Annotated in this window: 22 protein-coding genes and 1 other annotated feature; of the genes, 1 reads left to right on the top strand and 21 read right to left on the bottom strand. The window is 27.2% G+C overall.

Going from position 1 to position 24,366, the window contains the following annotated elements; all coding sequences use genetic code 11:
* Positions 1 to 9 precede the first annotated feature (9 nt).
* The 19 genes from IC173_RS13215 to IC173_RS13125 form a co-directional block, all read right to left on the bottom strand.
* On the bottom strand, positions 10 to 1,389 hold the full coding sequence (locus IC173_RS13215) for a hypothetical protein (protein WP_227435946.1): 1,380 nt from the start codon (positions 1,387 to 1,389) through the stop codon (positions 10 to 12).
* A 147-nt stretch (positions 1,390 to 1,536) separates the two neighbouring features.
* Complete coding sequence (locus tag IC173_RS13210; RefSeq protein ID WP_227483138.1) at positions 1,537 to 2,685, bottom strand: THUMP domain-containing class I SAM-dependent RNA methyltransferase; 1,149 nt, start codon at positions 2,683 to 2,685, stop codon at positions 1,537 to 1,539.
* A gap of 53 nt (positions 2,686 to 2,738) precedes the next feature.
* The gene (gene larE, locus IC173_RS13205; protein WP_227483139.1) at positions 2,739 to 3,557 is read right to left on the bottom strand and encodes an ATP-dependent sacrificial sulfur transferase LarE; all 819 of its coding nucleotides are present in this window, start codon (positions 3,555 to 3,557) and stop codon (positions 2,739 to 2,741) included.
* 364 nt (positions 3,558 to 3,921) lie between these two features.
* Positions 3,922 to 4,623: a DUF4253 domain-containing protein gene (locus tag IC173_RS13200; protein ID WP_227823855.1), complete on the bottom strand. Its 702-nt coding sequence runs from the start codon at positions 4,621 to 4,623 to the stop codon at positions 3,922 to 3,924.
* Positions 4,624 to 5,447: 824 nt separating this feature from the next.
* Positions 5,448 to 5,810 (bottom strand): arsenate reductase family protein, encoded by a 363-nt coding sequence (locus tag IC173_RS13195; protein WP_227435937.1) that lies wholly within the window; start codon positions 5,808 to 5,810, stop codon positions 5,448 to 5,450.
* A 458-nt stretch (positions 5,811 to 6,268) separates the two neighbouring features.
* A complete protein-coding gene (locus IC173_RS13190; RefSeq protein ID WP_227435935.1) occupies positions 6,269 to 6,940 on the bottom strand; it encodes an amino acid ABC transporter ATP-binding protein in 672 nt (223 codons plus the stop codon).
* 32 nt (positions 6,941 to 6,972) lie between these two features.
* The gene (locus IC173_RS13185; protein WP_227435933.1) at positions 6,973 to 7,584 is read right to left on the bottom strand and encodes an amino acid ABC transporter permease; all 612 of its coding nucleotides are present in this window, start codon (positions 7,582 to 7,584) and stop codon (positions 6,973 to 6,975) included.
* 37 nt (positions 7,585 to 7,621) lie between these two features.
* Positions 7,622 to 8,425 carry an amino acid ABC transporter substrate-binding protein gene (locus IC173_RS13180; RefSeq protein WP_227435931.1) on the bottom strand — a complete coding sequence of 268 codons (804 nt, stop codon included), beginning with the start codon at positions 8,423 to 8,425 and terminating at the stop codon, positions 7,622 to 7,624.
* A 132-nt stretch (positions 8,426 to 8,557) separates the two neighbouring features.
* Positions 8,558 to 8,818, bottom strand: a binding site (T-box leader).
* An 86-nt stretch (positions 8,819 to 8,904) separates the two neighbouring features.
* Positions 8,905 to 10,212: a hypothetical protein gene (locus tag IC173_RS13175; RefSeq protein WP_227435930.1), complete on the bottom strand. Its 1,308-nt coding sequence runs from the start codon at positions 10,210 to 10,212 to the stop codon at positions 8,905 to 8,907.
* 530 nt (positions 10,213 to 10,742) lie between these two features.
* Positions 10,743 to 10,940, bottom strand: a complete 198-nt coding sequence (locus IC173_RS13170; protein ID WP_227435928.1) for a GyrI-like domain-containing protein — start codon at positions 10,938 to 10,940, stop codon at positions 10,743 to 10,745.
* Complete coding sequence (locus IC173_RS13165) at positions 10,915 to 11,247, bottom strand: helix-turn-helix domain-containing protein (protein WP_413927368.1); 333 nt, start codon at positions 11,245 to 11,247, stop codon at positions 10,915 to 10,917. Before IC173_RS13165 ends, IC173_RS13170 begins: the two co-directional genes overlap by 26 nt.
* 92 nt (positions 11,248 to 11,339) lie before the next feature.
* Positions 11,340 to 11,780, bottom strand: a complete 441-nt coding sequence (locus IC173_RS13160; RefSeq protein ID WP_227435925.1) for a SufBD protein — start codon at positions 11,778 to 11,780, stop codon at positions 11,340 to 11,342.
* Positions 11,781 to 12,107: 327 nt separating this feature from the next.
* Positions 12,108 to 12,485, bottom strand: coding sequence for a C-GCAxxG-C-C family (seleno)protein (locus IC173_RS13155; RefSeq protein WP_227435923.1), 378 nt, complete (start codon positions 12,483 to 12,485; stop codon positions 12,108 to 12,110).
* An 86-nt stretch (positions 12,486 to 12,571) separates the two neighbouring features.
* Entirely contained in the window at positions 12,572 to 13,066 is a 495-nt protein-coding gene (locus IC173_RS13150) for a methylated-DNA--[protein]-cysteine S-methyltransferase (protein ID WP_227435913.1), read from the bottom strand.
* Positions 13,067 to 13,208: 142 nt separating this feature from the next.
* Complete coding sequence (locus tag IC173_RS13145) at positions 13,209 to 17,465, bottom strand: 2-hydroxyacyl-CoA dehydratase (protein WP_227855704.1); 4,257 nt, start codon at positions 17,463 to 17,465, stop codon at positions 13,209 to 13,211.
* A gap of 387 nt (positions 17,466 to 17,852) precedes the next feature.
* Positions 17,853 to 19,022, bottom strand: coding sequence for a hypothetical protein (locus tag IC173_RS13140; RefSeq protein WP_227483144.1), 1,170 nt, complete (start codon positions 19,020 to 19,022; stop codon positions 17,853 to 17,855).
* Positions 19,023 to 19,403: 381 nt separating this feature from the next.
* Complete coding sequence (gene gap, locus IC173_RS13135) at positions 19,404 to 20,420, bottom strand: type I glyceraldehyde-3-phosphate dehydrogenase (RefSeq protein ID WP_227435901.1); 1,017 nt, start codon at positions 20,418 to 20,420, stop codon at positions 19,404 to 19,406.
* 464 nt (positions 20,421 to 20,884) lie between these two features.
* The gene (locus tag IC173_RS13130) at positions 20,885 to 21,493 is read right to left on the bottom strand and encodes an NUDIX hydrolase (RefSeq protein ID WP_227823851.1); all 609 of its coding nucleotides are present in this window, start codon (positions 21,491 to 21,493) and stop codon (positions 20,885 to 20,887) included.
* A gap of 82 nt (positions 21,494 to 21,575) precedes the next feature.
* Positions 21,576 to 22,277 (bottom strand): B3/4 domain-containing protein, encoded by a 702-nt coding sequence (locus tag IC173_RS13125; protein WP_227435897.1) that lies wholly within the window; start codon positions 22,275 to 22,277, stop codon positions 21,576 to 21,578.
* Positions 22,278 to 22,516: 239 nt separating this feature from the next.
* Between IC173_RS13125 and IC173_RS13120 the strand changes: the two genes are divergently transcribed.
* Complete coding sequence (locus IC173_RS13120; protein ID WP_255604585.1) at positions 22,517 to 22,780, top strand: DUF1294 domain-containing protein; 264 nt, start codon at positions 22,517 to 22,519, stop codon at positions 22,778 to 22,780.
* A 110-nt stretch (positions 22,781 to 22,890) separates the two neighbouring features.
* Here the strand turns inward: IC173_RS13120 and IC173_RS13115 are convergent, their stop codons facing one another.
* Both IC173_RS13115 and IC173_RS13110 read right to left on the bottom strand, forming a co-directional pair.
* Positions 22,891 to 23,310 (bottom strand): YjdF family protein, encoded by a 420-nt coding sequence (locus IC173_RS13115; protein ID WP_227483147.1) that lies wholly within the window; start codon positions 23,308 to 23,310, stop codon positions 22,891 to 22,893.
* Positions 23,311 to 23,505: 195 nt separating this feature from the next.
* On the bottom strand, positions 23,506 to 24,288 hold the full coding sequence (locus tag IC173_RS13110) for a PhzF family phenazine biosynthesis protein (RefSeq protein ID WP_227483148.1): 783 nt from the start codon (positions 24,286 to 24,288) through the stop codon (positions 23,506 to 23,508).
* Positions 24,289 to 24,366 lie beyond the last annotated feature (78 nt).

Below are 24,366 nucleotides of genomic sequence, written 5' to 3'. Positions count from 1 at the left end.
AGTGTAATATTAACCATATATTAATGAGAAATACTCTTTTAATGCGTCTATCGTAATATCTAACTTATCCATTTCATTTGCATCATTTATAGTTAGTAAAAAAGTATATTCATCGCTTTCTTGAAGTACAATAGAATTTTGTGTATTTGCACTTTTTCTATCTTCAAGTTTATTTTTACTCTCTACTATTATATTAAATAAATTCTTACGTTCTGAATAATCAAAATAGTAAAATTTAAATACAGCTTTTTCCCCAACAAATTCTTGTTCAACAATTATTTTATCTACTAAATTATTTTGCATAAATAATCTAAAATTGTATTTATAATTATAGTATATCTGGCTTATAAATATTAATTTTGAATTAGAATCTTCTTTCCCATTCCATCTGTACCAACTTATATTAGCAGATGCTTTAGAGGTATAAGTATTTCTATTCCCTCCAGCAACTATAGGTATCTCTATAATTTTATCTTTATCAACATCATCAACAGGTATGTAATAAGGTTTAGTAATAGTTTTATCATAATCACTAAACACTTTTTGAATTTTATCATTTTTCATATATAATATCTGTGTGATATAATTATTTTCTTTTAACATGGGAATATCTAGTACAACACCTTTGATGGATGCAGCTGAATTTCCAACAGATGAAGCAACATTACCTAGAGTTATATATAACTCATTTAGATTTTTTACATTTTCAAATTTGACATAATCCTTAACCTTCATAGTTCCATCAAAATTTGCAACAGTTGCAAACATCTCATTAGTTTTATTATTCAAATGAAGCATTAATATATCTATCTTGTCATCTCCATCTATATAACCAATCTTTACCTTCATATCGTTAAAATCTTCTTTATTTTGAATCCAAGAAGCATCTAAATCGTATACTTTTGTGATTTCATTATCCCTTACTTTGTATATATGCATATTAGTTTTATCTTTGGATTTAACAAGTAAAATAACTTCCTTATATCCATCTGAATCCAAATCATAGAAATTAGCATATTCTATTGATTCTCCATTTTCTAAATAATGGTCTCCTAGTACATATTTTTCACCATTGTAACTTAAAGTTACAAAACCTACTTTATTAACATTATTACTTAAATCTTCTTTTTGCTCAAATACTACTAATTCATCAACTCCATCACTATTTAAATCTACCTTATTTATTTTTCCTACCTCTTTTGTATTAGAAGGCAATATCATAGATGAGTCTGGTTTTAGTAGCTGATCTATACCATCGTACAATACTTTTTTTGTATCATCATAGTTAGGTATCTTTGCCAATTGTTCTGGAGATTCAGTTTTAACATTACATCCAGTAACAAATAACATCATTAAGCCTGATACAATAATAAGCTTTAATAACTTCATTTAACCCCTCCTAATCCTACAATCTTAAATTTTTCTTTTTTCTCGCAAAAATCTCCTCACAATAGTTAGACGTTTCAAATCCTCATAAGGTTTTACTTATTTTAACAAAACTTTATATTTTAATAAAACTTATGATAAATATAAAATCTAATTATTATTTCTAGGAGGTTTAGGCCCTGGATATTGGAAAAAGTTAGTTTTTAGCATACCATTATATAATTTTCTCTTTTTAGCTGCTTTTTGTCCAAATTCATATTCAAATTCTTCATAGGAAGTTATCAGATAATATGACCAATTTTTTAACTTTCTAAATGCATAACCAAGCTCTTTATATAATTGTTTAACACTATCCTTATCTTCCAATCGTTCTCCATAAGGAGGATTGGTAACTATAAATCCAAATTCTTCTTCACTCTCAAACTCAGTTGCATCTCCTACATTGAATTCTATATATTCATCTACACCTGCTATTTCTGCATTTTCTCGAGCTATATCTATACATTCTGCATCTATATCATATCCATAAATTTTAAATTTAGATTCATTGTCTATTTTATTAAAAGCATCTTTTCTTACATCCCACCAAATCTTTTTATCAAGCGTTCTCCATTTTTCTGATATAAATTCTCTATTTAATCCAGGTGCCATATTTATACCTATCATAGCTGCTTCAATTAATATAGTACCAGAACCACACATAGGGTCTACTAAAGTCCTACCTGCTTTCCAAGGAGTTAAGTAGATAAGTCCAGAAGCTAAAGTTTCTCTTATCGGAGCTTTATTTGCTTTTTCTCTATATCCTCTTTTATGTAAAGCATCTCCTGTTGTGTCTATTGAAAGAGTTACTTTATCTTTGTGTATAAATACAAATATAGGGTATTTTTCTTTATCTTCTTTAAGCAAACCATCCTCTAAATAACTTTTCTTCAAGCTTTCTACAATAGCTTTTTTTACTATAGCTTGTACATCTGGTGTACTGTATAATTTTGATTTTATAGAAGAAGCTTTTGAAATAGGAAATTGAGCTCCATAAGGTATATATTTAGACCAATTTATCCTTTTTGTATTTTCAAATAATTCATCAAAGCTTTTTGCTTCAAACTCAGCAATCTTAAGATGTACTCTTTCTGCACATCTTAACCACATGTTTGATTTTGCTATCCCAAATTCATCAGTCTTATATGTTATTCTTCCATCTTCTGTTTTTATTATTTCATATCCCAAATTAGTAATTTCTCTAGCCAACATTTTTTCCATTCCAAAAAAACATGGCGATATTAATGTATAGTTTTTCATAAAACCTCCTGTTTCCTATATTAATTACAACGATTATTTATTTTTTAACCTATTTACATGTTTAAATTCATACTTCCCATTTGATATCCTGACATATCTAGTGTAACATATTTAAAGCCAAATTTTTTTAATTTAGTGTCAACTTTACTAAAATTGTTATTTTCAAAAAATTTACCTAATTCTTCCTGATTAACTTCTATTCTAGCTATATCTCCATGCATTCTTACTCTAAATTGAGAAAAGCCCAAATCAGATAAATATTCTTCACTTTTTTCTATTATCCTAAGCTTTTCATCTGTAATTTCAACACCATAAGGAATTCTGCTTGCCAGACATGCAAATGATGGTTTGTTAAAAGTTTCTAACTTCATATCTCTTGAAAGTAACCTAATTTCATTTTTCTTTAATCCACTTTCTTTCAATGGACTAATTACTTCTAGTTCATTTAGTGCTTTAAGACCTGGTCTATAGTCTCCTAAATCATCTACATTGGTTCCATCTACTATGTACTTTATATTATGTTCCTTTGCGACCTCTTTTATTTTAGTAAATATATATTTTTTACAATAATAACATCTTTCAACACCATTTTCTTTGAATTCCTTTAAATCAAAATCTTCTATTCTTAATATAATATGTTTAACTCCAAAATTTTTAGTATATTGTTTTGCTTCTTCTATTTCTCTATTTGAGTGCATCATTGCATGAATAGTTACAGCTATAACATTATCTCCTAATGTATCTCTTGCTACTTTAAGTAAGAAATTACTGTCAACTCCACCTGAATAAGCAACTGCCACACTTTCTAATCCAATCAATTTTTCTCTTAATTTTTCTAACTTTTCTCTTTCCTTCACTAAATCTACCTCCATATCAATAAAATATGAACTCTAAAACTATTCTTATTTTTTACATACTTAATGATTATAACATATAAAGTATATATTTAAAAAATTAGAATGACTTTTAAATATATTAATTATAATATTAAAGTACTTTTATTTATATCTTTACAATTTAAGCATATTGCTGTATTACACTATATAAAAACAAAACAGTGTAATACAGTAATATACTTAAAAGCCATGAAGCCTAAATAGCCTATCTTCATGGCTAAGTTCACGATTTTATTCTCATATAATTACTCTTCTTATCGATATAATTGTAAATTACAAAAAGATACTATCATTAAAAATGTTTTAAAAACTTAATACTTATAGTTTACAGAGCCCTATATCAATCCCACCAAAAAAGCCATATGGTAGAATCTTGTATTACCTCTTTTAAAGCTCTTAATGTCTCATATCCTTGTACAATAATATCTTCACAGTACAAGATTAACTCTATGCATAGGTTATTGAACATTTTATTGTCACTAGGTATATTTTTTGAAAAATATTGGACTGTGTCACATCCAATTGCTATTGGGTATGCTCCATAGTTTTCGTACCAATATTTTGCAACTGCTATATGCTCTTCATCACTAGGACAATCGTTAAATCCACCAATTGGTATATATGCAAATACTTCATAAGGTTTAGTTGTTGGAACTTTAGCTATGTAAACTTTGTTATTTTCTTGAAATATATCTATATTTGTAATTGGGTTAAAACTTTTATAATCACAAAAAATATCTTCTGACTCTATGAGTTCCTTTACCACCTCTGAAATTTCACTCTTCCTACACTTGAAAAATTCATTTACATCAATTTCATTATATTTTTTCAGACAATGCTCTTTGTAGTTCTCAAGAGAACCATACTCTTTATTGACAATATCAATGTTTTCTTTTAGCAATCCTACCTTTTCATCGATAATTATAATTGGTGTATATCCTTTTTCTTTTCCATCTTCTATCATTGTCTCCAATAAATTGTCAATATCAATCTCATTGTTCACAGGAACACATTCAAAACCATATAAATCTTCAATACCCATATTTATCTCCTATTCTTTTTAGATTTAATTCTTTTGAAAGTTTTCTTTTTTTGTTGTCAAATTTTTAAATACTATTATTATTTGTAAAACTATAAGTAGAGGTATAATTTATAAAAAACATTCATATTAAATAAATTTTCATTTAATTTTTTGTATAAATATAACGTTTTTATGACAATATCCTCATATAAATATAATATCACAAAACAAATGTTCATGGTTAATAATAAGTAATTTTGTAATAATTCGTTGTAATATTATGTTATTTTAAATAAAATAAATGATATAATTTGTATAAGAAAGGGTATATTTATTCACATTAAATTTATTTGAGACAATGTCAATGTGAATTTTTTTAATAGTAACAAATATCCCCAAAATAATAAATAATATTAGACTTTATGTATAGTATAAATTCTAATAAATCACATGCATGTTTGCAAGAATTAATAGATTAAAATCAAGATTTAGATTTAATAGTACTTTTATGTGAAAAGATATGTATTTATTTAATATATTAAACTCAGAAAGTACAAGATTCTACTATCTAATAGCTAATAATTCTATTGATGTGCTTTTAATCCCAATACTAAAAACACTTACATAGAGACTAGAAATGTACTTTTCTAACTTGTAATTAACAGTAATTACTATGTATAAATTTTAACTGCATTGAGAAAATAGTAGAATAATATACCTGTAAAATTTATTAGAGTTGTATATTCACGTGTATTTCTTATTATTTATGTATAACAAAAGTAAATTTAATACATAAATTTATAGGTGTACCAATTAAAAATTTTAACTAATACACCCATTGATTTCTATTCTTCCTTTAATAAAATATCTTTCCATACATCTTCTTTAAACCCTAATAGTACATTTTTACCATCAAATAGTAGTGGTCTTTTAATAAGCATACCATCACTTACTAATATTTCTAGCAGTTTATCATCTGACTCAGTCTTTACTACATCTTTAAGACCTAATTCTCTATATTTCATTCCACTTGTATTAAAAAACTTTTTTATATCATATCCACTAATATTATAAATTAATTCTAATTCATTTTTAGTTGGTGGATTTTGAACCATATCTATATCCTCAAATTCCAAATTATTTTCTTTAAGCCATTTTTTTGCTTTTTTAACTGTAGAACATTTTGTATATCCATATAATTTAATCATTATAGTAAAACTTCCTTTCTAATTTTTTATCTCTATATTTACATTTTTATACCCATAATATGTATATTATAATCAAGTTTTATCATAAATACGATAGAACAGTTCAAATTTTCTAGCATCAATAGATACAGTCTTAGTTATATTAAAATCTCCATATTTGCTTTCATTAAATTTATAATTGCTACTGTTGATGATAAATTCTTCCTCCTCATACTTTTTCTTTAGCTATTTTGGTGTGAAGTATGGCATTTCTATAATTTTAATCTTACATTATACATTTTTTGAATTTGTATACATGTAAAAGCCGTGACAGTTTGATATCACGACTTTTTTACCACACAGTTAAATTAAATTTTAACTGCTCTAATATATCAAAATTTATATTTTTCATTGTAAAAGTCAGACAAACAATTCTTATTTTTTTATAAAATTTCAATATAAATTTCGTTTTTAAAAATTTAAACAATTTTTTCTTTTATTTGAATATCCTCAACTATACCATCTTTTATACTTATAATCTTATCAGCAACACTATTTGAAAATACAACATCATGTGTAATTATCAGTATAGTCATGCCTTTATCTTTAAGCCTATTCATTATATTTACTACTTTTTGAATAGTATCAATATCAAGTGCAGAAGTAGGCTCATCAAAACAAAGAACTTTTGGCATTAATGCACAAGACCTAGCTATTGCAACTCTTTGTTGCTGTCCTCCTGACAACTCAAATGGATATGAGTTCAATTTTTCTTCCAAATCAACTAGTCTCAAAAGTTCTTTAGCTCTATTTTCAGCTTCCTCTCTAGGGACTTTAAAAACATTAACTGGAGATTCAATTATATTTTCAAGGACAGTCATATGAGGAAATAGATTAAAGTTTTGAAAAACCATACCTATTTTACCACGTATTTTTGCCATGTCTTTCTTACTTTTTATTATTTCATTATCTATTATAATTTCTCCACTATCAAATTCTTCAAGACCATTTATACATCTTAATATTGTGGTCTTCCCTGCACCAGATTTACCAAGCAAAACTCCAATCTGACCTTCTTCTAGTTCAAAAGAAATATCTTTAAGCACTTTATTTTTTTTAAATGATTTATTTAAATTCCTGATTTTCAACATATAAAAAACCTCCTCCTATAATTATTGTAGCTTTATCTGTAATAAGAATATTTTTTTTCAAGTAATTCAAATCCCTTAGTAAGTATAGCTACAAATATAAGATATATTGCTCCTGCCTCAAATAGTGGTAACAAACTTGCTTCTCTATTCATTGCTATTTGAGATATTCTTAAAATATCATTTAATCCTAATATATATACTAAAGATGTATCTTTTACTAATGTAATTACTTCATTTGAAATAGGTGCTAGTATTCTTTTAAAAACTTGTGGAAATATTATTCTCTTGTACATCGTAAATTTGTCAAACCCTAGTACTTTTGAAGCTTCATATTGACCTCTATCTATTGATTGTATTCCACCTCTAAATATTTCTGCAAAGTATGCTGCATAATTTAAGAAGAAAGCTACTATTCCAGCTGTAAACCTGTCAAATACAATTCCTATAAGAGGTAAACCATAGAATATGACTATCATTTGTAAAAGTAAAGGTGTTCCTCTCATTATTAATATATAACATTGTGTAATACCACTTATTAATTTATTTTTTGATAATCTTAAAAATGCAACTCCAATCCCCAATGGAATTGATACTATTAATGTTATACAAAACATTGCTATAACTATTTCTAAACCTTGTAACATGCCTTTAGTGCCCCCTTCTTAACAGCTAACTTATCTCTTATTTAAACCACTTATCATAAATTTTGTCAAAAGCTCCATCTTTTTTCATTTCTTTTAATGTTTCATTTATTTTTTTACAAAGTTCTGGATTTTCCTTAGATGTTGCTACAACATAATCTTCTAATCCAAAATCTTCTTTTAATACTTTATATTTATCTTCACCTTTTTGTCCCATATAGTATCTAATTAAAACTTCATCACCAACAACTGCGCTAGTTCTACCTATCTCTAAGTCTCTAAGTGCTTTATCGTAAGTATCATAAAGAACTGGTGCTCCACCCTTTAAGCTATTCATAAAATCTTTATCTTTTTCTACTGCATCAAGAGCTGTTGAACCTTGTTGAGTTCCAACTTCTTTATCTTTTAAATCAGCTTTTGTATTTACTTTTGAATCACTTAAAGTAACTATTATTTGTTTATTTTGTAAATAAGGTTCTGTATATGATACTATTTTCTTTCTCTCATCTGTTATAGAATATCCATTCCATAATACATCTACAGTTTTTGAATCATTTAACTCTGTTTCTTTCATTGACCAATCTATTGGTTGAAATTTAACTTCCATTCCAAGTCTCTTAAATGTCTCTTTTGCTAAATCAACATCAAATCCCACTGTTTCTCCTTTTTCATCTAAAAATCCCATTGGTACAAATGTATTATCAAATCCTACAATTACCTCTTTTTTTGATGCATTTGAAGCATCTTTATCCTTTTCATTATCTGATTTTGAGCAACCTGCCATTCCACTTACTAAACCTAACATAATTGTAAATAATCCTAATTTTTTTAATATATTTTTCATAATATTCTCCCTCGTCTTTTAAATTTTTAAATTTTAAATATTTTGATTATTTCAGAAAAAATGTATCTATTGCAATATAATTCTCTGCGCGCTTAAAAAATTATATTAAAAAACTCCCGTCTCTAGCTATTGCTAGAGGACGGGAGTTAAATCTCGTGGTTCCACCTCTGTTCATTAATGCCTCACGACACTAACCTCTTTAAGTACAATAAAAATTATACTCTAGCACTATAACGGATGCAAGGATACCGGGAAACTCCTAGTAAAGTATTTTTACTCTTTCAGAGTCCTGCTCAAAGATGTGTTCAAAGTAAAATCTATTGCTCCTCTCACCAATCGGAAACTCTCTGTTTAAGATTACCTACTTTTACTATTTCTTTTCATCGCATTTAATGTTGTTTTGAATTCTTATTTATGATATTGATTTTATATCATAAGGCAATATCTGTCAATATATATTTTAAAATAAATATAAAAATCTAATTCCAAGGTACAACTTCTACCTCACCATAGCATCGTTCTACCAATCTATTAGAATACTCTCCTTTATATCCCAAAATAAAAAGCAAAACAAGCTCAATATATCTTGTTCCTATTGAAATGATATTCCAAATGTCTTCAACTTCTAATGTAGCTCTATGAGCTTTTCTACTTGGATGAACTATACTATTTCTTAAATAAATAACTAAATCTATTCCATCATCAAACTTCTTTTTTATCATGCTATCAAATATGTCTAACTCATATTTACCATATGGTATCTTACATATATCAAGTAGAAGTCTGATATTTTTAGATGCCAAATTATGGTCAAAAGTTTCATCTGTAAGCACCTTATTTTGCTCTACCAGCACTACATATGACAAAGTTTCAAGTGCAATCTGTACAGATATTATATTATTTTCCATAGTCACACTTCCAAGAGACTCTATATACCAATCAACGACACTCTTTATCGCGGAGCCATAATAAAAATCTTCTAATTTTTTACACATGAGACTTATATATTTTTCTATATTATGATAGTTCGACAGCGTATCTGACCATGTTGGTACATATCTAAAAGGTGTTATTTGATTTTCATTCCAAATTCTATAAACTTCATTCCCATTTCTATATCCTTTTGCCAAACAAAATCCAACATATCTGCCACACATAAAACTCAAGGCTGTTGATATTCTATCTAAAAGATTTATTGTATTATTAGTTCTAAAAATTCTACCATCTTTTCTTCTAATCCTACCTATATGAGTTATTATTGCACCAGATTTAGACTTTAAATCTGACTTCAATTCTTTTCTATAATCATACCGTTTATCTATAGTAACAACATAATCATTTATATCAAATTCAATTCTACCTGCATATACCTTATCATTGTATTTTATAAGTTTTCCAGGTATTTTATCTAAGTTTATTATATTAAAATCTACATGTTCAACATAAGAGTTTTTAGATTTTATACAATCATCATTGATATATCCCTCTATCACAAAATCACTTAGAGTGTTTATTGTTATAGAAATAATCTTATAACCATAGACTTCAAGAATAGCATTATCATAGTCCAAAACTAAGTTCTCATCTTCATTTTCTATATCTTCAATGCAACCTATATCTGCTTTAAAACTTATGGATATTGGAGGTGTCATTTTATAATAAACTTTTCCATTACATCTATATTTCTTATCTAAATATATACAAAATCTACCTTCATAGATACTAATATCTTCATTGATACCATAGCTTAAATATTCTGATGTTATAGAATCATCAATTTCTTTCATTTTTATTCCCACCTTTGCTTTTGTATAATAACATGGGGATTTCATTTCTTTTTTATTTAGTAAAACCCAATCTATTATATAATTCAATATATTATTTTTATTAATTATGTATTTTATAATTTCTTATAAAAACAGTATCATTCTAGTATCATCGTTTGTTAGAGACATTATGTATTTTATAATTTTTTATTTATTAATAATACCTAAAATAGATTTTAAGAAATCATTTTATTACCATAGCTTTTATTCATTTAGATATTATCATTCATATATGTACATTGTCAAAGAAAACATTTAATTTATTAAATATTTTCTTTAACAATATATTATTATAATCTTATAAATAATATATTTAATAAACTGAATCTATTTCATTAAATGATTTTTCAAAATAAAAATGGTAGCTTTAATTTGTTATTTCAAAACTACCATTAGATTATGTATATTTTCTTTTAACATATAAAGCTTTTACTCATTACAACGATTTTTACTACGTTTATTTAGTCTATATATTCAAAATATTATGGCACTCATAAAATTGGAACCCAAAATTCAATCAAACTTTTACCATCCTTATCAACTAATTCTCCATATCTCGCAAAATCATATTTAGCATTTTCATTTAACTGGCATGTTGACTGAGGTAACCATTCTTTATAAGCATAATCTACAACAGGTTGTAAGCTATCTTCTCTCTTTGCTTTAAAGGTAAAAACTATATTTTGCACATTCACCTATAACAGAAAAACCTAGTCGTGTATTTCCTTTATAGCCTACTAAAAGAATTTTGTCATTTTCAACCATTTTAACTTCCATTATTCTATCACCTCTCAAAGTTTCTTTTCCATCAACAGTAAACTTTAATTGTACAGGATGAAAATCTCCTTTTTTTCTAAATGATTGTGGGCTACATTTAAGCATAGCCTTAAATCCAATTGTAAATGATTGTTGTGTTTCATATCCAGCAAATAGTGAAATTTCCATAATTGGCTTATCTGTAAAAATTAGTAACCTTCTAGTATGATTGTACCTAATTCTGTCTTAGCTATTTTCACATTTCTTGCTATTGTCAAAAAAAATTAATCACTAATAATGATGGCAACCCGTAAAATTTGGATAATATATCATTACTCAAGGTTAGATAATGTATTTCTTATGTCCTTTTCTACTAATGACTTCATATTATCATTATAAATATTTATATCTGCATTACTTAATTCCGCTCTTATACGATGAATAAGTTGTTTCTTATACTTTATGATATTAGGTAATGACTGAATAAAATTTCTCGATACAGAAGGCTTTTTATCCACAATGTGACTTAGTATACTATCTATATTCATTTCAATTTTATTATCAGTATCCCACTTAGCATTTGCAACTATTAACAACAATCCTCTTGTACGAATATATGAACTTTCATTATTAATCATTTCTAGAAAATAATCAAAAAAACAGTATGTAATGTTTGATTTTTTACTTTCATTTTCTAGAAATAAAAAAGTTTTATATGCTTCAGTATGATTTTTTGAACATAATTCTTTAATAAGTAAATCAATATTTTCCAATATTTTCATCTCCTTTGTAACAAATATTTATTTAAGCTGAGTATAACATAACAAAAAATAAATAGAAATAATTGCGATACCTATATAAATATTATCTGTTAATCAATCTGATTTACATCAATGCATGTTAATACTCAATTTTCATTTAAATTCTGTTAATAAGTAATATAATTTTTTTCTAAATTATACTAGTAAAAAGACGCTCCTTTCTGAGCGTCTTCATAATATAAAAATCTAATATTCTTTTAAAGTTCATTGCGTTTTATTTGTAATTAATAAGTTATATAATAAATAGACTTAATAAATATATTATATAACTTATATTTATTATAGTTCCTTTTTTAAAGTTTCTTTTAAAGTATCATATGCAAAATCCATTATTTCTCTACAAGCAACTAAATCTTTCTTTAAGTCTATACATAACTCTGAACCATACTCATTTCTTACTGTTGTTGTCAAATCTTTAGCATATGCTTTAGCTTTAGTACTTTCACCCTCATGGTTTCTACCTCTTACATATCCAATTATTATATTTGAGGCATTTACTGCACCACATAAACTAGCAACTCCACAACCTGAACCTAATCCACTACCTAAACAAACTGGTATATCTGTATTAAACTCTTCATTATATGCTTTTATAACTGACTCTGCACAATTAAACCCTTTTTCATGGTATTTTGATGCTATAACTTTATTGCACATTAAAACTCCCCCTTATCAATGTAAATTAAAAATCTCTTCTAACGTAATTATATCAAATATTAACAAAAAAATCACTTTTAACCAATTTAACTATTTTCTTCTAAATCTAATAGTATTTTTTTTAAGTCAGAATGATTCCCCATATATCCACCAATATTATTTTTACCAACAACTCTGTGACAAGGTATTATTATTGGAATTTTGTTGCTTTTACTTGCTTGTCCAATTGCTCTAACAGACTTTGGATTATTTATATTTTTTGCTATTTCTGAGTATGAGAGTGTTTTTCCATAAGGTATTTTTAACATTTCTTCATAGACAGACTTTTGAAATTCAGTACCATCAACACGTATTTTCAAATCAAATGTTTTTCTTTTTCCATTAAAATAATCATCTATCTGATTTATTGCCTCTTTTAAATCTTCTTCACTTCTTTTTATATCTATTCCTTTTTTAATATATTCTTCTTTTAAATTATTAAATTTTTCATCTCCTATATCTAAACTAACTACAAAACCATCTTCACTCAATATGTACAAATTTCCTATTTTAGACTCATAAACATCATATACTAAATTCATATAACGTCCCCCCTTTTATATTAGTATACATATAATTTTTCAAGTAATAAAGAGTTACCCTAAAAAATAGAGTAACTCTTTTTATAATTGTTATACAATAGTAATTTATTTAGATAGCTATAAATTTTCAATATGTGAAACATTAATCTTCTATATTTTTAAAAGCTTTAGAAAGCATAAGTTTTATCCTGTTAAGCTGATTAACCTCGCTTGCAGAAGGGTCATAATCAATAGGAATTATATTTGCATTCTTATATAATCTTTTTAATTCTTTTATAGAACCTTTACCAATTATATGATTAGGTAAACATCCAAAAGGTTGCATACAAATGATATTTTCCACACCTTCATTCAACAATTCAACCATCTCACCTGTTAAAAGCCATCCTTCTCCAGTTTGATTTCCTAATGATACTACTGGTTCTGTATTTTTCGCAACTGTTTTTATATTTCCTGGAGCGTAAAATCTTTTACTTTTATCAAGTGCTTTTTTATATACTCTTTGGTATATACTTGTTATGTATATAAAGGCTTCTCCTATCATTCTACTTTTTCTACTTCCTTCTAAATGAGTGTGTTTATAAATAGTATTAAACGCACAACTTAAAAAGAAATTTGTAAGGTCTGGTACAACTGCTTCAGCACCTTCTCGATCTAATATATTCACTAGATTATTGTTTGCAATTGGATGAAATTTAACTAATATTTCTCCAACTAAACCTACTTTAGGTTTTTTAATATCTAATATCTCTAGGTTATCAAACTCATTTACTATCTCTTTTATGTTTTTAGTAAATACAGAAATTTTAGCTTTGACTAGAGATTTTTTACATATATCAACCCATTTTTCATATAGAGTATTTGTACTTCCAATAACTTTCTCATATGGTCTCACTCTATAGAGTACTTTCATCAATAAATCTCCATATACAACAGACATAAAAAGTCTATTGATTAATTTTAGAGATACATTATCCATTATCCCACTATCTTCTATTCCATTTACACTAAGTGCAATAACTGGAACATCTTTAAACCCTGCATCATACATAGCTTTTCTTAAAAATCCAATATAATTTGTAGCTCTACAACCGCCACCAGTTTGAGTTATTGCAACAGATGTATTATTTAAATCATATTTTCCAGACTTTAATGCTGTTATTAATTGACCTACTACTATTATAGCTGGATAACAAGCATCATTATTTACATACCTCAAACCTTCCTCAATAACACTACTATCTGTATCTTTTAAAATTTCTATCTTATATCCACTCAGATTTACAGCTTCTTCAAGGAATTGAAAATGTATAGGTGACATTTGTGGTGCTAATATAGTATGTTTGTTCGTTATTTGATTATTCTTTGCATACTGTATTCTATCTACTTTCATATTTTTTACATCTATATTTTTACTTTCTCTCTCAAACATAGCTGCTTTTAAAGACCTCATTCTTATCTTTGCAGCTCCCAAATTATTACCTTCGTCAATTTTTATAATAGTATATATTTTAGATTTTTCATTAAGTATTTCTTGAACTTGGTCTGTAGTTACTGCATCCAAACCACACCCAAATGAATTAAGTTGAACCAATTCTAAATAATTTTTATCTCTTACAAAACTAGCTGCTTTGTATAATCTTGAATGATAGACCCATTGGTCTACAACTCTAAGTGGTCTTTGCATATTTGCTAAGTGACATATAGAATCTTCAGTAAGTACTGCCATATCTAAAGAATTTATAAGCTCTGGCATTCCATGATTTATTTCTGGATCTATATGATATGGTCTACCACATAATACAATTCCCTTTAAGTTTCTCTCTTTTATCTCCTTAAGTGCTCTTTCACCTGCTGCTTGCATTTCCATTTTAAATGAATTTTGTTCATCAGTCGCTTTATCAACTGCATGATTAATTTCTGCCTTAGTTATATTTATACCATTAAAACGTCTTGATAATTCCTCATGAAGTCTCTTTTTCAACTTTTCCTTATCATTTAGACTTATAAATGGATTTATGTAATTTATATTTTTGTTTCTTATATTTTCCACATTATTTTTTATTACTTCAGAATAGGATATTACGACAGGACAATTATAATAATTATCTGCACTTAAATCTTCTTTATTTTCATTGGTTACACTAGGATAAAATATATTCTTTATTCCTTTTGAAATTAAATTTTCTATATGACCATGAACTAATTTCCCAGGATAACACACTGTTTCAGAAGCAATGCTAGTTATACCAGTTTCATATAATTGTTTTGATGACCTATCTGAAAGTACAACTCTAAATCCCATATCATTGAAAAATGTAAACCAAAATGGATAATCTTCATACATATTTAATACTCTTGGTATTCCTATCTCTCCTTTTTTTGCTTTATCTTTTTCTAATGGTTTGTATTTAAAAATCCTATCATATTTATACTTAAATAGATTTATGGGGTTTTTCTTTTCTAAACCTATCTTTTTATCGCCATAAATAGCTTCTCCCTTCTCACATCTGTTTCCTGAAATAAAAATTTCATTATCAGAAAATTTGTTTATTGTAAGAAGACAATGATTTGAGCATCCTTTACATCTAATTACACTTGATTCTAATTTTATACTATTCAATTCTTCTTTAGATAATAAAGATGTTTGATATCCACTTTCATACTTCTCTCTAGCTATAAGAGCTGAACCAAAAGCACCCATAATTCCAGAAATATTAGGTCTAATTACATTTTTGCCAATTAACCTTTCAAAACTTCTAAGTACTAAATCATTGTAAAATGTTCCACCTTGTACAACAATATTATTTCCAATCTCATTTAAATCTCTGATTTTTATTACTTTAAATAAAGCATTCTTTATTACAGAATAAGATAAGCCTGCTGATATATCTCCAACACTTGCCCCTTCTTTTTGAGATTGTTTTACTCTCGAATTCATAAACACAGTACATCTTGAACCTAAATCGACAGGGCTTTGAGAATAGATACCTTCATGTGCAAATTCTTCGATTGTCATAGATAAAGAACTTGCAAATGTCTCTAAAAATGAACCACAACCTGATGAACAAGCTTCATTTAATATTATATTATCAATTACACCCTCTTTTATTTTTAAACACTTCATATCTTGACCACCAATATCAAGTATAAAGTCTACATCTTTATTAAAAAATTTAGCAGCTTTATAATGTGCTATAGTCTCTATTTCTCCATTATCTATTTTTAATGCTTTTTTAATAAGTCCCTCTCCATATCCAGTTACAGTTGAACTTAAGATTTTAACGTCTTTTGGTAATATATCATATATTTCATTTATGACCTTGATTGTTGTTTTTAGTGGATTCCCTTCATTACTATTATAGTAAGAATATACTAGATTCCCATCTTCATCAATAAGCGCAGCCTTAGTAGTAGTAGAACCTGCATCAATTCCTAGATAACAATTTTTCTTAATTGAATTTATATCTACATAATCTATTTTTTCTTTTTCATGTCTTCTTAAAAATTCTTCATACTCGTTTTTATCTTTGAATAAAGGTTCTAATAAATTTACTTCTCCATCTTCAATATTTTTTATATTGTCTAGTTTTTCTATTAGAGATTTAAGTTTTATACTATCTTCATCTACTGATAATAATCCTGCTCCAATAGCAATATAAAGCTGTGCATCTTCTGGGAAAATTACATTTTCATCTTTTAAATTTAGTACTCTTTTAAAAGCTTCTCTAAGTTCAGATAAAAAATACAATGGTCCACCTAAAAATGCAACATTGCCTTCTATTTTTCTTCCACAAGAAAGAACACTTACTGTTTGTACGACAACTGCATTAAAAATACTCATTGCTATATCAGTCTGCTTAGCTCCATCATTTATAAGAGGTTGAATATCTGTTTTAGCAAAAACACCACATCTTGAGGCTATTGGGTAAATAACATTGTAGCCTTTAGCTAATTCATTTAAACCACTAGCATCTGTCTTTAAAAGGGAAGCCATTTGGTCTATGAATGCTCCAGTGCCACCTGCACATATACCATTCATTCTTTGATCTATTCCTCCACTTAAATAGGTTATTTTTGCATCTTCTCCTCCAAGTTCTATAACAACATCAGTTTCCGGATGGAAATATTCTATTGATTTTGTACTAGATATAACTTCTTGGACAAATTTTACCCCAAGTTTTTTTGAGATTCCAATTCCTCCTGAACCAGTTATTATAATGGTTGCATTTATATCTCCCAATTTTTCGTATATTCCATTTAGTACTTCTTTAACTGATTTCTTCACATCAGAATAATGTCTTTTATATTCTTTATGAACTATATTGTTATTATTAAGTACCACAACCTTTACTGTTGTAGAACCTACATCAATTCCTATATGAAATAATTCATCCATTGTACCCCTCCATACTTATATGCTTTTTTAATTTTTGTAAGTTCTATGGCTTTATTTTAAGTAAGTTATTTTATAATTTTTATGATTAATATTTTTCTTTTATGATTCTTTTATTAACCAAGCTTACTCTACTAGGTAATTTCTAATAATACCTTTAAATTTTAAATAAGAACATATAGTTAGTGTACTAAATTTTGTCATAAATTTCTACAGATTTTTGTTACTTTTTACATAAATATAACTTAACTCTAATACCAATTTAATGTTCGTATATTATAAAATATCTTCATTCAAAAAAAATGGTTGTCAGTACACAATTCCTTATTGCATATAGACAACCATTTTTTTGTATATTATTTTTATTTTAATTACTTCTATTTATCATATTTATGATACGAGCATAAATATAAAGTGAGCTGCTGCTCCTGCACATAAACCACCTATTGTATGAGAAAGAATTGCTTTTCCAGCTAATTGTCTAGCATTTAATGCATCCATCATACCAATATGTGTACTTAAATATCCACTCCAACACATACCCATTGCTGTAAATACTGCTATATCATTAGGAGTTATAGCTCCTGATTTTATAAATTCTGGAACTAAAGACATTGCTGCTCCAACAGCTCCTAATGAAGTTATAGGGAATGCTATTGCTTCTGGTGATGTAAATCCAAATAATGGCTCTAATATAAATCCAAGCTTATCCCCAAGAACTGGAAGTAATTTTATTCCTTCATATGCAGCTCCTGTATAAACCTCTTGACCTGTAGCAGGGTCTGTAGATGGTCCAAAAGTTAATAGCATAACTAATGTACATACTACTAGGACACCAGGGATTATAGCCATTCCCATATCTACACCCATCTTACCACCTTCAAGAATAGCATCTAGGCCTCTTTGGAACACATTTCCTTCTCTTATTTCTCTAAATTCAGCTTTTTTCTCTAATGTTCCTGCTGCTTTATCTTCTTCTGGATTATAGTTATAGAACTTCTTAGTAAATGTCAACATTATTCTAACACTTACAACACTACCTATTACTGCACCTAAGTTACCAATCAATGCTGGCAATACATATTCTGTACCTTGAGATATCATAAACGTTGTTAAGATAAGTCCCATACCAAAAGCTGTTCCTAAATTACATAGTGCTGGAACTTGATATTGTTTAAAATACTGTGTGAATGTTTTATCTTTAGCAAAAGGTATAATAGCTGGATTATCTGATAAATAAGTTGTTATAGCCCCTGCTATACTAGCACCAGGTAATCCGTATAAAGGCTTCATAAATATAGCGAAAATTTTATTAATTAATGCTATTACTCCAAACTCTGAAAGTAGTGCGCTTAATGCGCCTGCAAGAACTGCCATAGCCATAATTAAGAAAACTGTCTCTAATAGTAAAGCATGTGCTGTACTCATTATTACTTTAAACATCATTCCTGCGCCCATAATACTACCAACATAGCCAAATCCAACTATTAGTAATATTATGAAAACGAATGTCTCCATGCTTACTGCCTTAACCTGTCTCCTGTCTGTTAACTTCTCCATTTTGAATCATCCCTTCTTTTCTTTTGTTGTAAAGCTTAACAAAACCTTTTCTCTTTTTTAATTATACTTATAAATATTACTCTTTGCAACTTTATTTGTCATTTTTTTATCATAAATAAAATGAAAACCAGTATTCCAATAATAAAAATTTTTCAGATTTCTGCAAGTTTTCGACATATTATCTTTCATATATAAAATGATACAATTTCTTACTAAATAGATATAACCTCCTCTAACGACCTAATATCTAATAACAAGTTGTAACTTATAACTTTTATATTAATCAAAAAAGATTATGAAAAATTTTTTCCTTCAATATTTTTCATAATCTTTTTTTCTATTTTTATAAATTTTTTTCAAAAATTTTTTTTTAGTTATGTATTATTTTAATTTTTCAGCTATATATTTTACTAAATCAACAGTTCTTGAGGAATATCCCCATTCATTGTCATACCATGAAACTACTTTGACCATATTATCCTCTATAACCATTGTGGACAGAGCATCTATGATAGATGATCTTGAATCGCCTCTATAATCTATAGAAACAAGTGGTTTGTCACAGTATCCTAAAACACCCTTTAATTCTCCTTCAGCAGCTTCTTTTAATACAGAATTCACTTGCTCAACTGTAACGTTTTCTTTAAGTTCACATACTAAATCAACGAGTGAAACTGTTGGTGTTGGCACTCTAAGTGAAAAACCATTTAATTTTCCTTCTAATTGTGGTAATACTCTTGACACAGCTTTTGCTGCTCCTGTAGTGGTAGGTATTATAGATTCAGCCGCTGCTCTCGCTCTTCTCAGGTCTTTGTGGCTCTTATCTAATATTCTTTGATCGTTAGTATATGAATGTACAGTAGTCATTAAACCTTTTACTATACCAAATTTTTCGTCCAATACTTTAGCAAATGGTGCTAGGCAATTTGTAGTACAAGATGCATTTGAGATTATATTATGCTTTTCATTATCATATTGTTCTTCATTAACTCCAACAACTATAGTTATATCTTCATTTTTTCCTGGAGCTGTTATTATTACTTTTTTTGCACCTGCTTTAATGTGTTTTTCTGCCTTTTCTCTTTGTGTAAATAATCCTGTTGATTCTATAACTATATCAACCCCTAACTCTTTCCATGGTAATTCTTCCGGGTCATTGTATCTCAGTATTTTTATTTCTTTAGAGTTTACTATTAGTGTATCTTCATCCTTTGCTTCTACCTCACCTCTAAAAGTTCCGTAACATGAATCATATGTAAATAAATGTGCCAAAGACTCTGTTGTTGCTCTTGCATTTATGGCTACAATTTCTATATTATCTCCTAATTCTTCTTGAGCTATTCTCAACACAGCTCTTCCTATTCTTCCAAATCCGTTCATTCCTACCTTAATTTTCATTATGAAATGTCTCCCTCCATTACTATGTTTTTACATGATTATTGTACACTAAATAATTCATTTGTTCAATACTTTTTCTAGATTAAATAATTAAATTCTGTGTTTTTTTATTGTCAAAAGACAATTAGTGTATCATTTTTATCTCTTTTAACCCTTATTTAGTATATACTTTTTAATATAAAGAGGCTGGAGGGACGTATTTTGCCCAATGTCCCTTGGGACATATTTCACCACCATTTTTTTGAATTTTTAAACTATATCTATATTTGAAAATACAATATGTATTAAAAGATTATCTCTCAATACAAAAACATCTAAAGATTACCTAAAAATAACCCTTAAATTTTTGTATTGATTACTTTACATCTTAAAAAATAAAACAAAAAAGAGATTATATCATTATATGAATAAAATAAATTTTTATACTTTACTCACTTACATAATACAATCTCTTTTTTGTATAATTATTCAAATAATTTAGTTCCTAAACTTACAAACATTTGTAAAATTAAAAATGCTTTTGTATCTATCTTATGATTACTCTGTAAAATTTCTTTTGCTTCATCTTGTGAAACTAAAATAACTTCAATATCTTCATCTGGTTCTAAGAATTCATCAGTTATATTACCATCGCATATACAGTAAACAAATGCAATCGATTCATCACTCATACCAGGAGATAGATATACTTTCTCATTACTCTTATTTTTTTGAATTTCTAAAAGAGTAAGCCCAGTTTCTTCTCTAAGTTCTCTTTCAACAGAAATATCTATAGATTCACCCTTATCGATAAGACCTGCTGGCAATTCGTATATATATCCATTAATGGGTACTCTAAATTGTTTTATTAAAATTAATTTTTTACTACTTTTATGAAGACCTACTATTGCAACTGCATCTGCACTATCTTCTTTATTTTCAAGATAAATACTTTTTAGTTGTTCACTGCTTTTTCTTGATGCTACCATCCATATCTTATCTTCATCTAGCTTATTTTTATACTCAATTTCAAAAAGTCCCATAAACTTACTTTCAACCAATGGATTTATATTCTTTATTATAGTTTTTTTCAAATTTACTACGACCTCTCTTTATTTAAATATCCTTAATTAATTATAGACATAATACTTTAAAATAAGTATTGGATACAGTTTCTTATATCTCCATTTCTAAGTTATCTTTATCTATGAACCCTACTTTAATTTCACAATCAAATATTTCTTTTAATAATTTTGCTAACTCTTCTCTTGCACTCATTACTTGATCTAAATTTGCATTAGTAAAACCATCTATAGGGAAAAATATATTTTTTGAACTACTTGTAATTTTTCCTTCTTCACCTTGTCTCCATATCCATCTTCTAGTTTTTACCATATCTCCAACAGAATAAATTAATTCTCCTTCTTCCATCAACTCAACTTCAGTTTCTCCAAATGGAATAAATTTATCCCCTTTTTTTGAAAATCTAACAAATACATCATCATCTCTAAAATCCATATCATGTGCACCCATTGGAAGTAGATATTTTAAAGAAATAGAGTTTCCTAAGTCTACAATAGGATTTATATGTGGAAGCTTTTTATTTTTAGCAACTCTTGTTGTCATTGCTTCTATCGAACTCATAAATTTATTTGGATTCATCCCTAAGCTTCTAAATGCTTCTCTGTATGGTATAATTTCTTCTGCTTCTTTTACCTTTTTATCTTTAAAGTACTCTTCTACTCTGTCTATGCTTATATCTAAAAGATTATTTATTCTTTCAATTTCTTTAGTATTGTCTATTCCTTTTGCAACTACTACACCAAAACATACATTTTCTAATTTATCAAATACTTCTTTTTCTACTATGAATTTCATTTTGCCTTGTCCTCCTGTTATTTTACATTATTTTCTAAGTAAATTTTATCACTTTATGTCTTATAAATATACCCCCTATTTTAGCAATTGTTTAATTTTTTTAAATTTTCCAATTAATACAATATTAGTTCTTATGAAATATTTTATATATAGTAATTATAGATTAAGCTTTTAAAAAAAATATTCTTGCTTTATAATGTATAATATATTTTTATTATACGTCTTATGGAGGTAATATTGTGAAAAATTTGATTTCTATATATTTTATAATTATTAATATTATTGGTTTATCTTCAATGTATATTGATAAGAAAAAAGCAATAAAAAATAAATGGAGAATAAAAGAAACTACCCTTCTTGCCATAGCAATAATTGGAGGTAGCATCGGTTCTATCATTGGAATGTATTCTTTTAGACATAAAACTAAGCATATTAAATTTACACTTGGGATACCATTTATAATATTACTACAATTGTTATTATTCTATTTTTATATGCTTTAAAGTGATTTTTAAATATAATAATTCTATTTTTATTAATAATTTAAGGTGTATAAATTTTTTAATTTTATACACCTCTTATCTAGCAATTCATAAAAATCTAACCAATTAAATTAATGACCTTTATGTTTGGCTTTTCTTTTTTCTTGTTTCAAAGTAAAAAGTCTTTCTTTTTCTTCTTCTTTTCTAGACTTAGCTAGTATTTTTTTATCTTGTTTTCTTTCTTCATGTTGAAGCTTAAGAGCATTTTGCGCTTTAGTTCCTATAGTTTCTTTAGACTGTTCTTTTTTTACTTTTCTCTGCATCCTTTTATATCCAATATTGTCTTTAGATACATTTTTATCCAATTTGATACTTCCAAAATTTAATGAAAAGAACTTTTCAAGTATGAATTCATATACTTCTACATCCTTAGGTTCTGCTCCAAAAACTACCCTACACACCTCATATTTTTTACCATCTTGTCTTTCGAATATACCTATCCAAAACGGTTCTTCAAATAAGACTGTTAATTTTCCACTAACATTATCCATTGCTAGTTCCTCCTATTTATTTGCTTTATTTCTAAAGAATGGACAACCAAGGAGGCAGGTTACTGACAGCAATTGCTGCGTCTGGACTACCAACCAGACTGTGTTTTTATCTTCATCAGTTAAATATTAACTTTTTTATTTTAATTTGTCAATGTGGACATAAATTTATCTTCCTTACTATTGCTATTAACAACTTTAAATATTATCCATTATTTCTCCATGCATAAACAAAGCTGCTTCTCCAGAAATTTTTACATCATTATCTTTTAATAATTCACACTGAATAATGCCACCACGATTAGAAAGTTGTGATGCTATCATTTTATCTTTTCCCAACTTTTCAGCCCAATATGGTATAAGACTACAATGAGATGAACCTGTAACAGAATCTTCTGAGTCTAATTCTGGACAAAAATATCGAGATACAAAATCTGTATCAGTTCCTTGTGATGTAATTATAACACCTAGCCAACCTGTTAATTTACGTAAATCTTGATAATTAGGTGTATAGTCTATAACTTCTTGTTCATTACTTAGTAACAATATTAAATCTCTTGAAGAGTAGATAGCCACTGGTGTACAACCCAGTAAACTACGTTGTTGTACTGATAATTCAATTTCAATAGGTTCTCTGTTTGGAAATATCATTTCATATAGATTCCCATTTCGTGTAACTTCAAGAGTTCCACTTTGAGTAAAAAAACAAATTTTCTTAATATCTATATCAATAAAATTGGATATAACATAAGCTGCAGCTAAAGTTGCATGACCACATAAATCAATTTCTTCTTTAGGTGTAAACCATCGTAAGTCATAATTTCCATTATTTTTAACTACAAAAGCTGTTTCTGGAAGATTATTCTCTGTTGCTATTTTCTGCATTAATTCTAGTGATAACCTCTTTTCAAGAACACAAACACCAGCAGGATTTCCTTTAAATAATCTATTTGTAAATGAATCAACCACATAATATTTCATTATTCACACCTTCTTTCTAATTTAAAGTTAGGAATACATTCATATTATATTATCCCATATTTAAATAATCAAAACAAA

It is taken from the genome of Clostridioides sp. ES-S-0048-02, assembly GCF_020658495.1.
Taxonomy (GTDB): Bacteria; Bacillota; Clostridia; order Peptostreptococcales; family Peptostreptococcaceae; genus Clostridioides.
This window is presented reverse-complemented; position numbering and strand designations above follow the sequence as displayed.

Coding starts and splice junctions, on each gene's coding strand:
- IC173_RS13215 (WP_227435946.1), bottom strand. CDS start 1,389: ATGAAGTTATTAAAGCTTATTATTGTATCAGGCTTAATGATGTTATTT.
- IC173_RS13210 (WP_227483138.1), bottom strand. CDS start 2,685: ATGAAAAACTATACATTAATATCGCCATGTTTTTTTGGAATGGAAAAA.
- larE (WP_227483139.1), bottom strand. CDS start 3,557: ATGGAGGTAGATTTAGTGAAGGAAAGAGAAAAGTTAGAAAAATTAAGA.
- IC173_RS13200 (WP_227823855.1), bottom strand. CDS start 4,623: ATGGGTATTGAAGATTTATATGGTTTTGAATGTGTTCCTGTGAACAAT.
- IC173_RS13195 (WP_227435937.1), bottom strand. CDS start 5,810: ATGATTAAATTATATGGATATACAAAATGTTCTACAGTTAAAAAAGCA.
- IC173_RS13190 (WP_227435935.1), bottom strand. CDS start 6,940: ATGTTGAAAATCAGGAATTTAAATAAATCATTTAAAAAAAATAAAGTG.
- IC173_RS13185 (WP_227435933.1), bottom strand. CDS start 7,584: ATGTTACAAGGTTTAGAAATAGTTATAGCAATGTTTTGTATAACATTA.
- IC173_RS13180 (WP_227435931.1), bottom strand. CDS start 8,425: ATGAAAAATATATTAAAAAAATTAGGATTATTTACAATTATGTTAGGT.
- IC173_RS13175 (WP_227435930.1), bottom strand. CDS start 10,212: ATGAAAGAAATTGATGATTCTATAACATCAGAATATTTAAGCTATGGT.
- IC173_RS13155 (WP_227435923.1), bottom strand. CDS start 12,485: ATGTGCAATAAAGTTATAGCATCAAAATACCATGAAAAAGGGTTTAAT.
- IC173_RS13150 (WP_227435913.1), bottom strand. CDS start 13,066: ATGAATTTAGTATATGATGTTTATGAGTCTAAAATAGGAAATTTGTAC.
- IC173_RS13145 (WP_227855704.1), bottom strand. CDS start 17,465: ATGGATGAATTATTTCATATAGGAATTGATGTAGGTTCTACAACAGTA.
- IC173_RS13140 (WP_227483144.1), bottom strand. CDS start 19,022: ATGGAGAAGTTAACAGACAGGAGACAGGTTAAGGCAGTAAGCATGGAG.
- gap (WP_227435901.1), bottom strand. CDS start 20,420: ATGAAAATTAAGGTAGGAATGAACGGATTTGGAAGAATAGGAAGAGCT.
- IC173_RS13125 (WP_227435897.1), bottom strand. CDS start 22,277: ATGAAATTCATAGTAGAAAAAGAAGTATTTGATAAATTAGAAAATGTA.
- IC173_RS13115 (WP_227483147.1), bottom strand. CDS start 23,310: ATGGATAATGTTAGTGGAAAATTAACAGTCTTATTTGAAGAACCGTTT.
- IC173_RS13110 (WP_227483148.1), bottom strand. CDS start 24,288: ATGAAATATTATGTGGTTGATTCATTTACAAATAGATTATTTAAAGGA.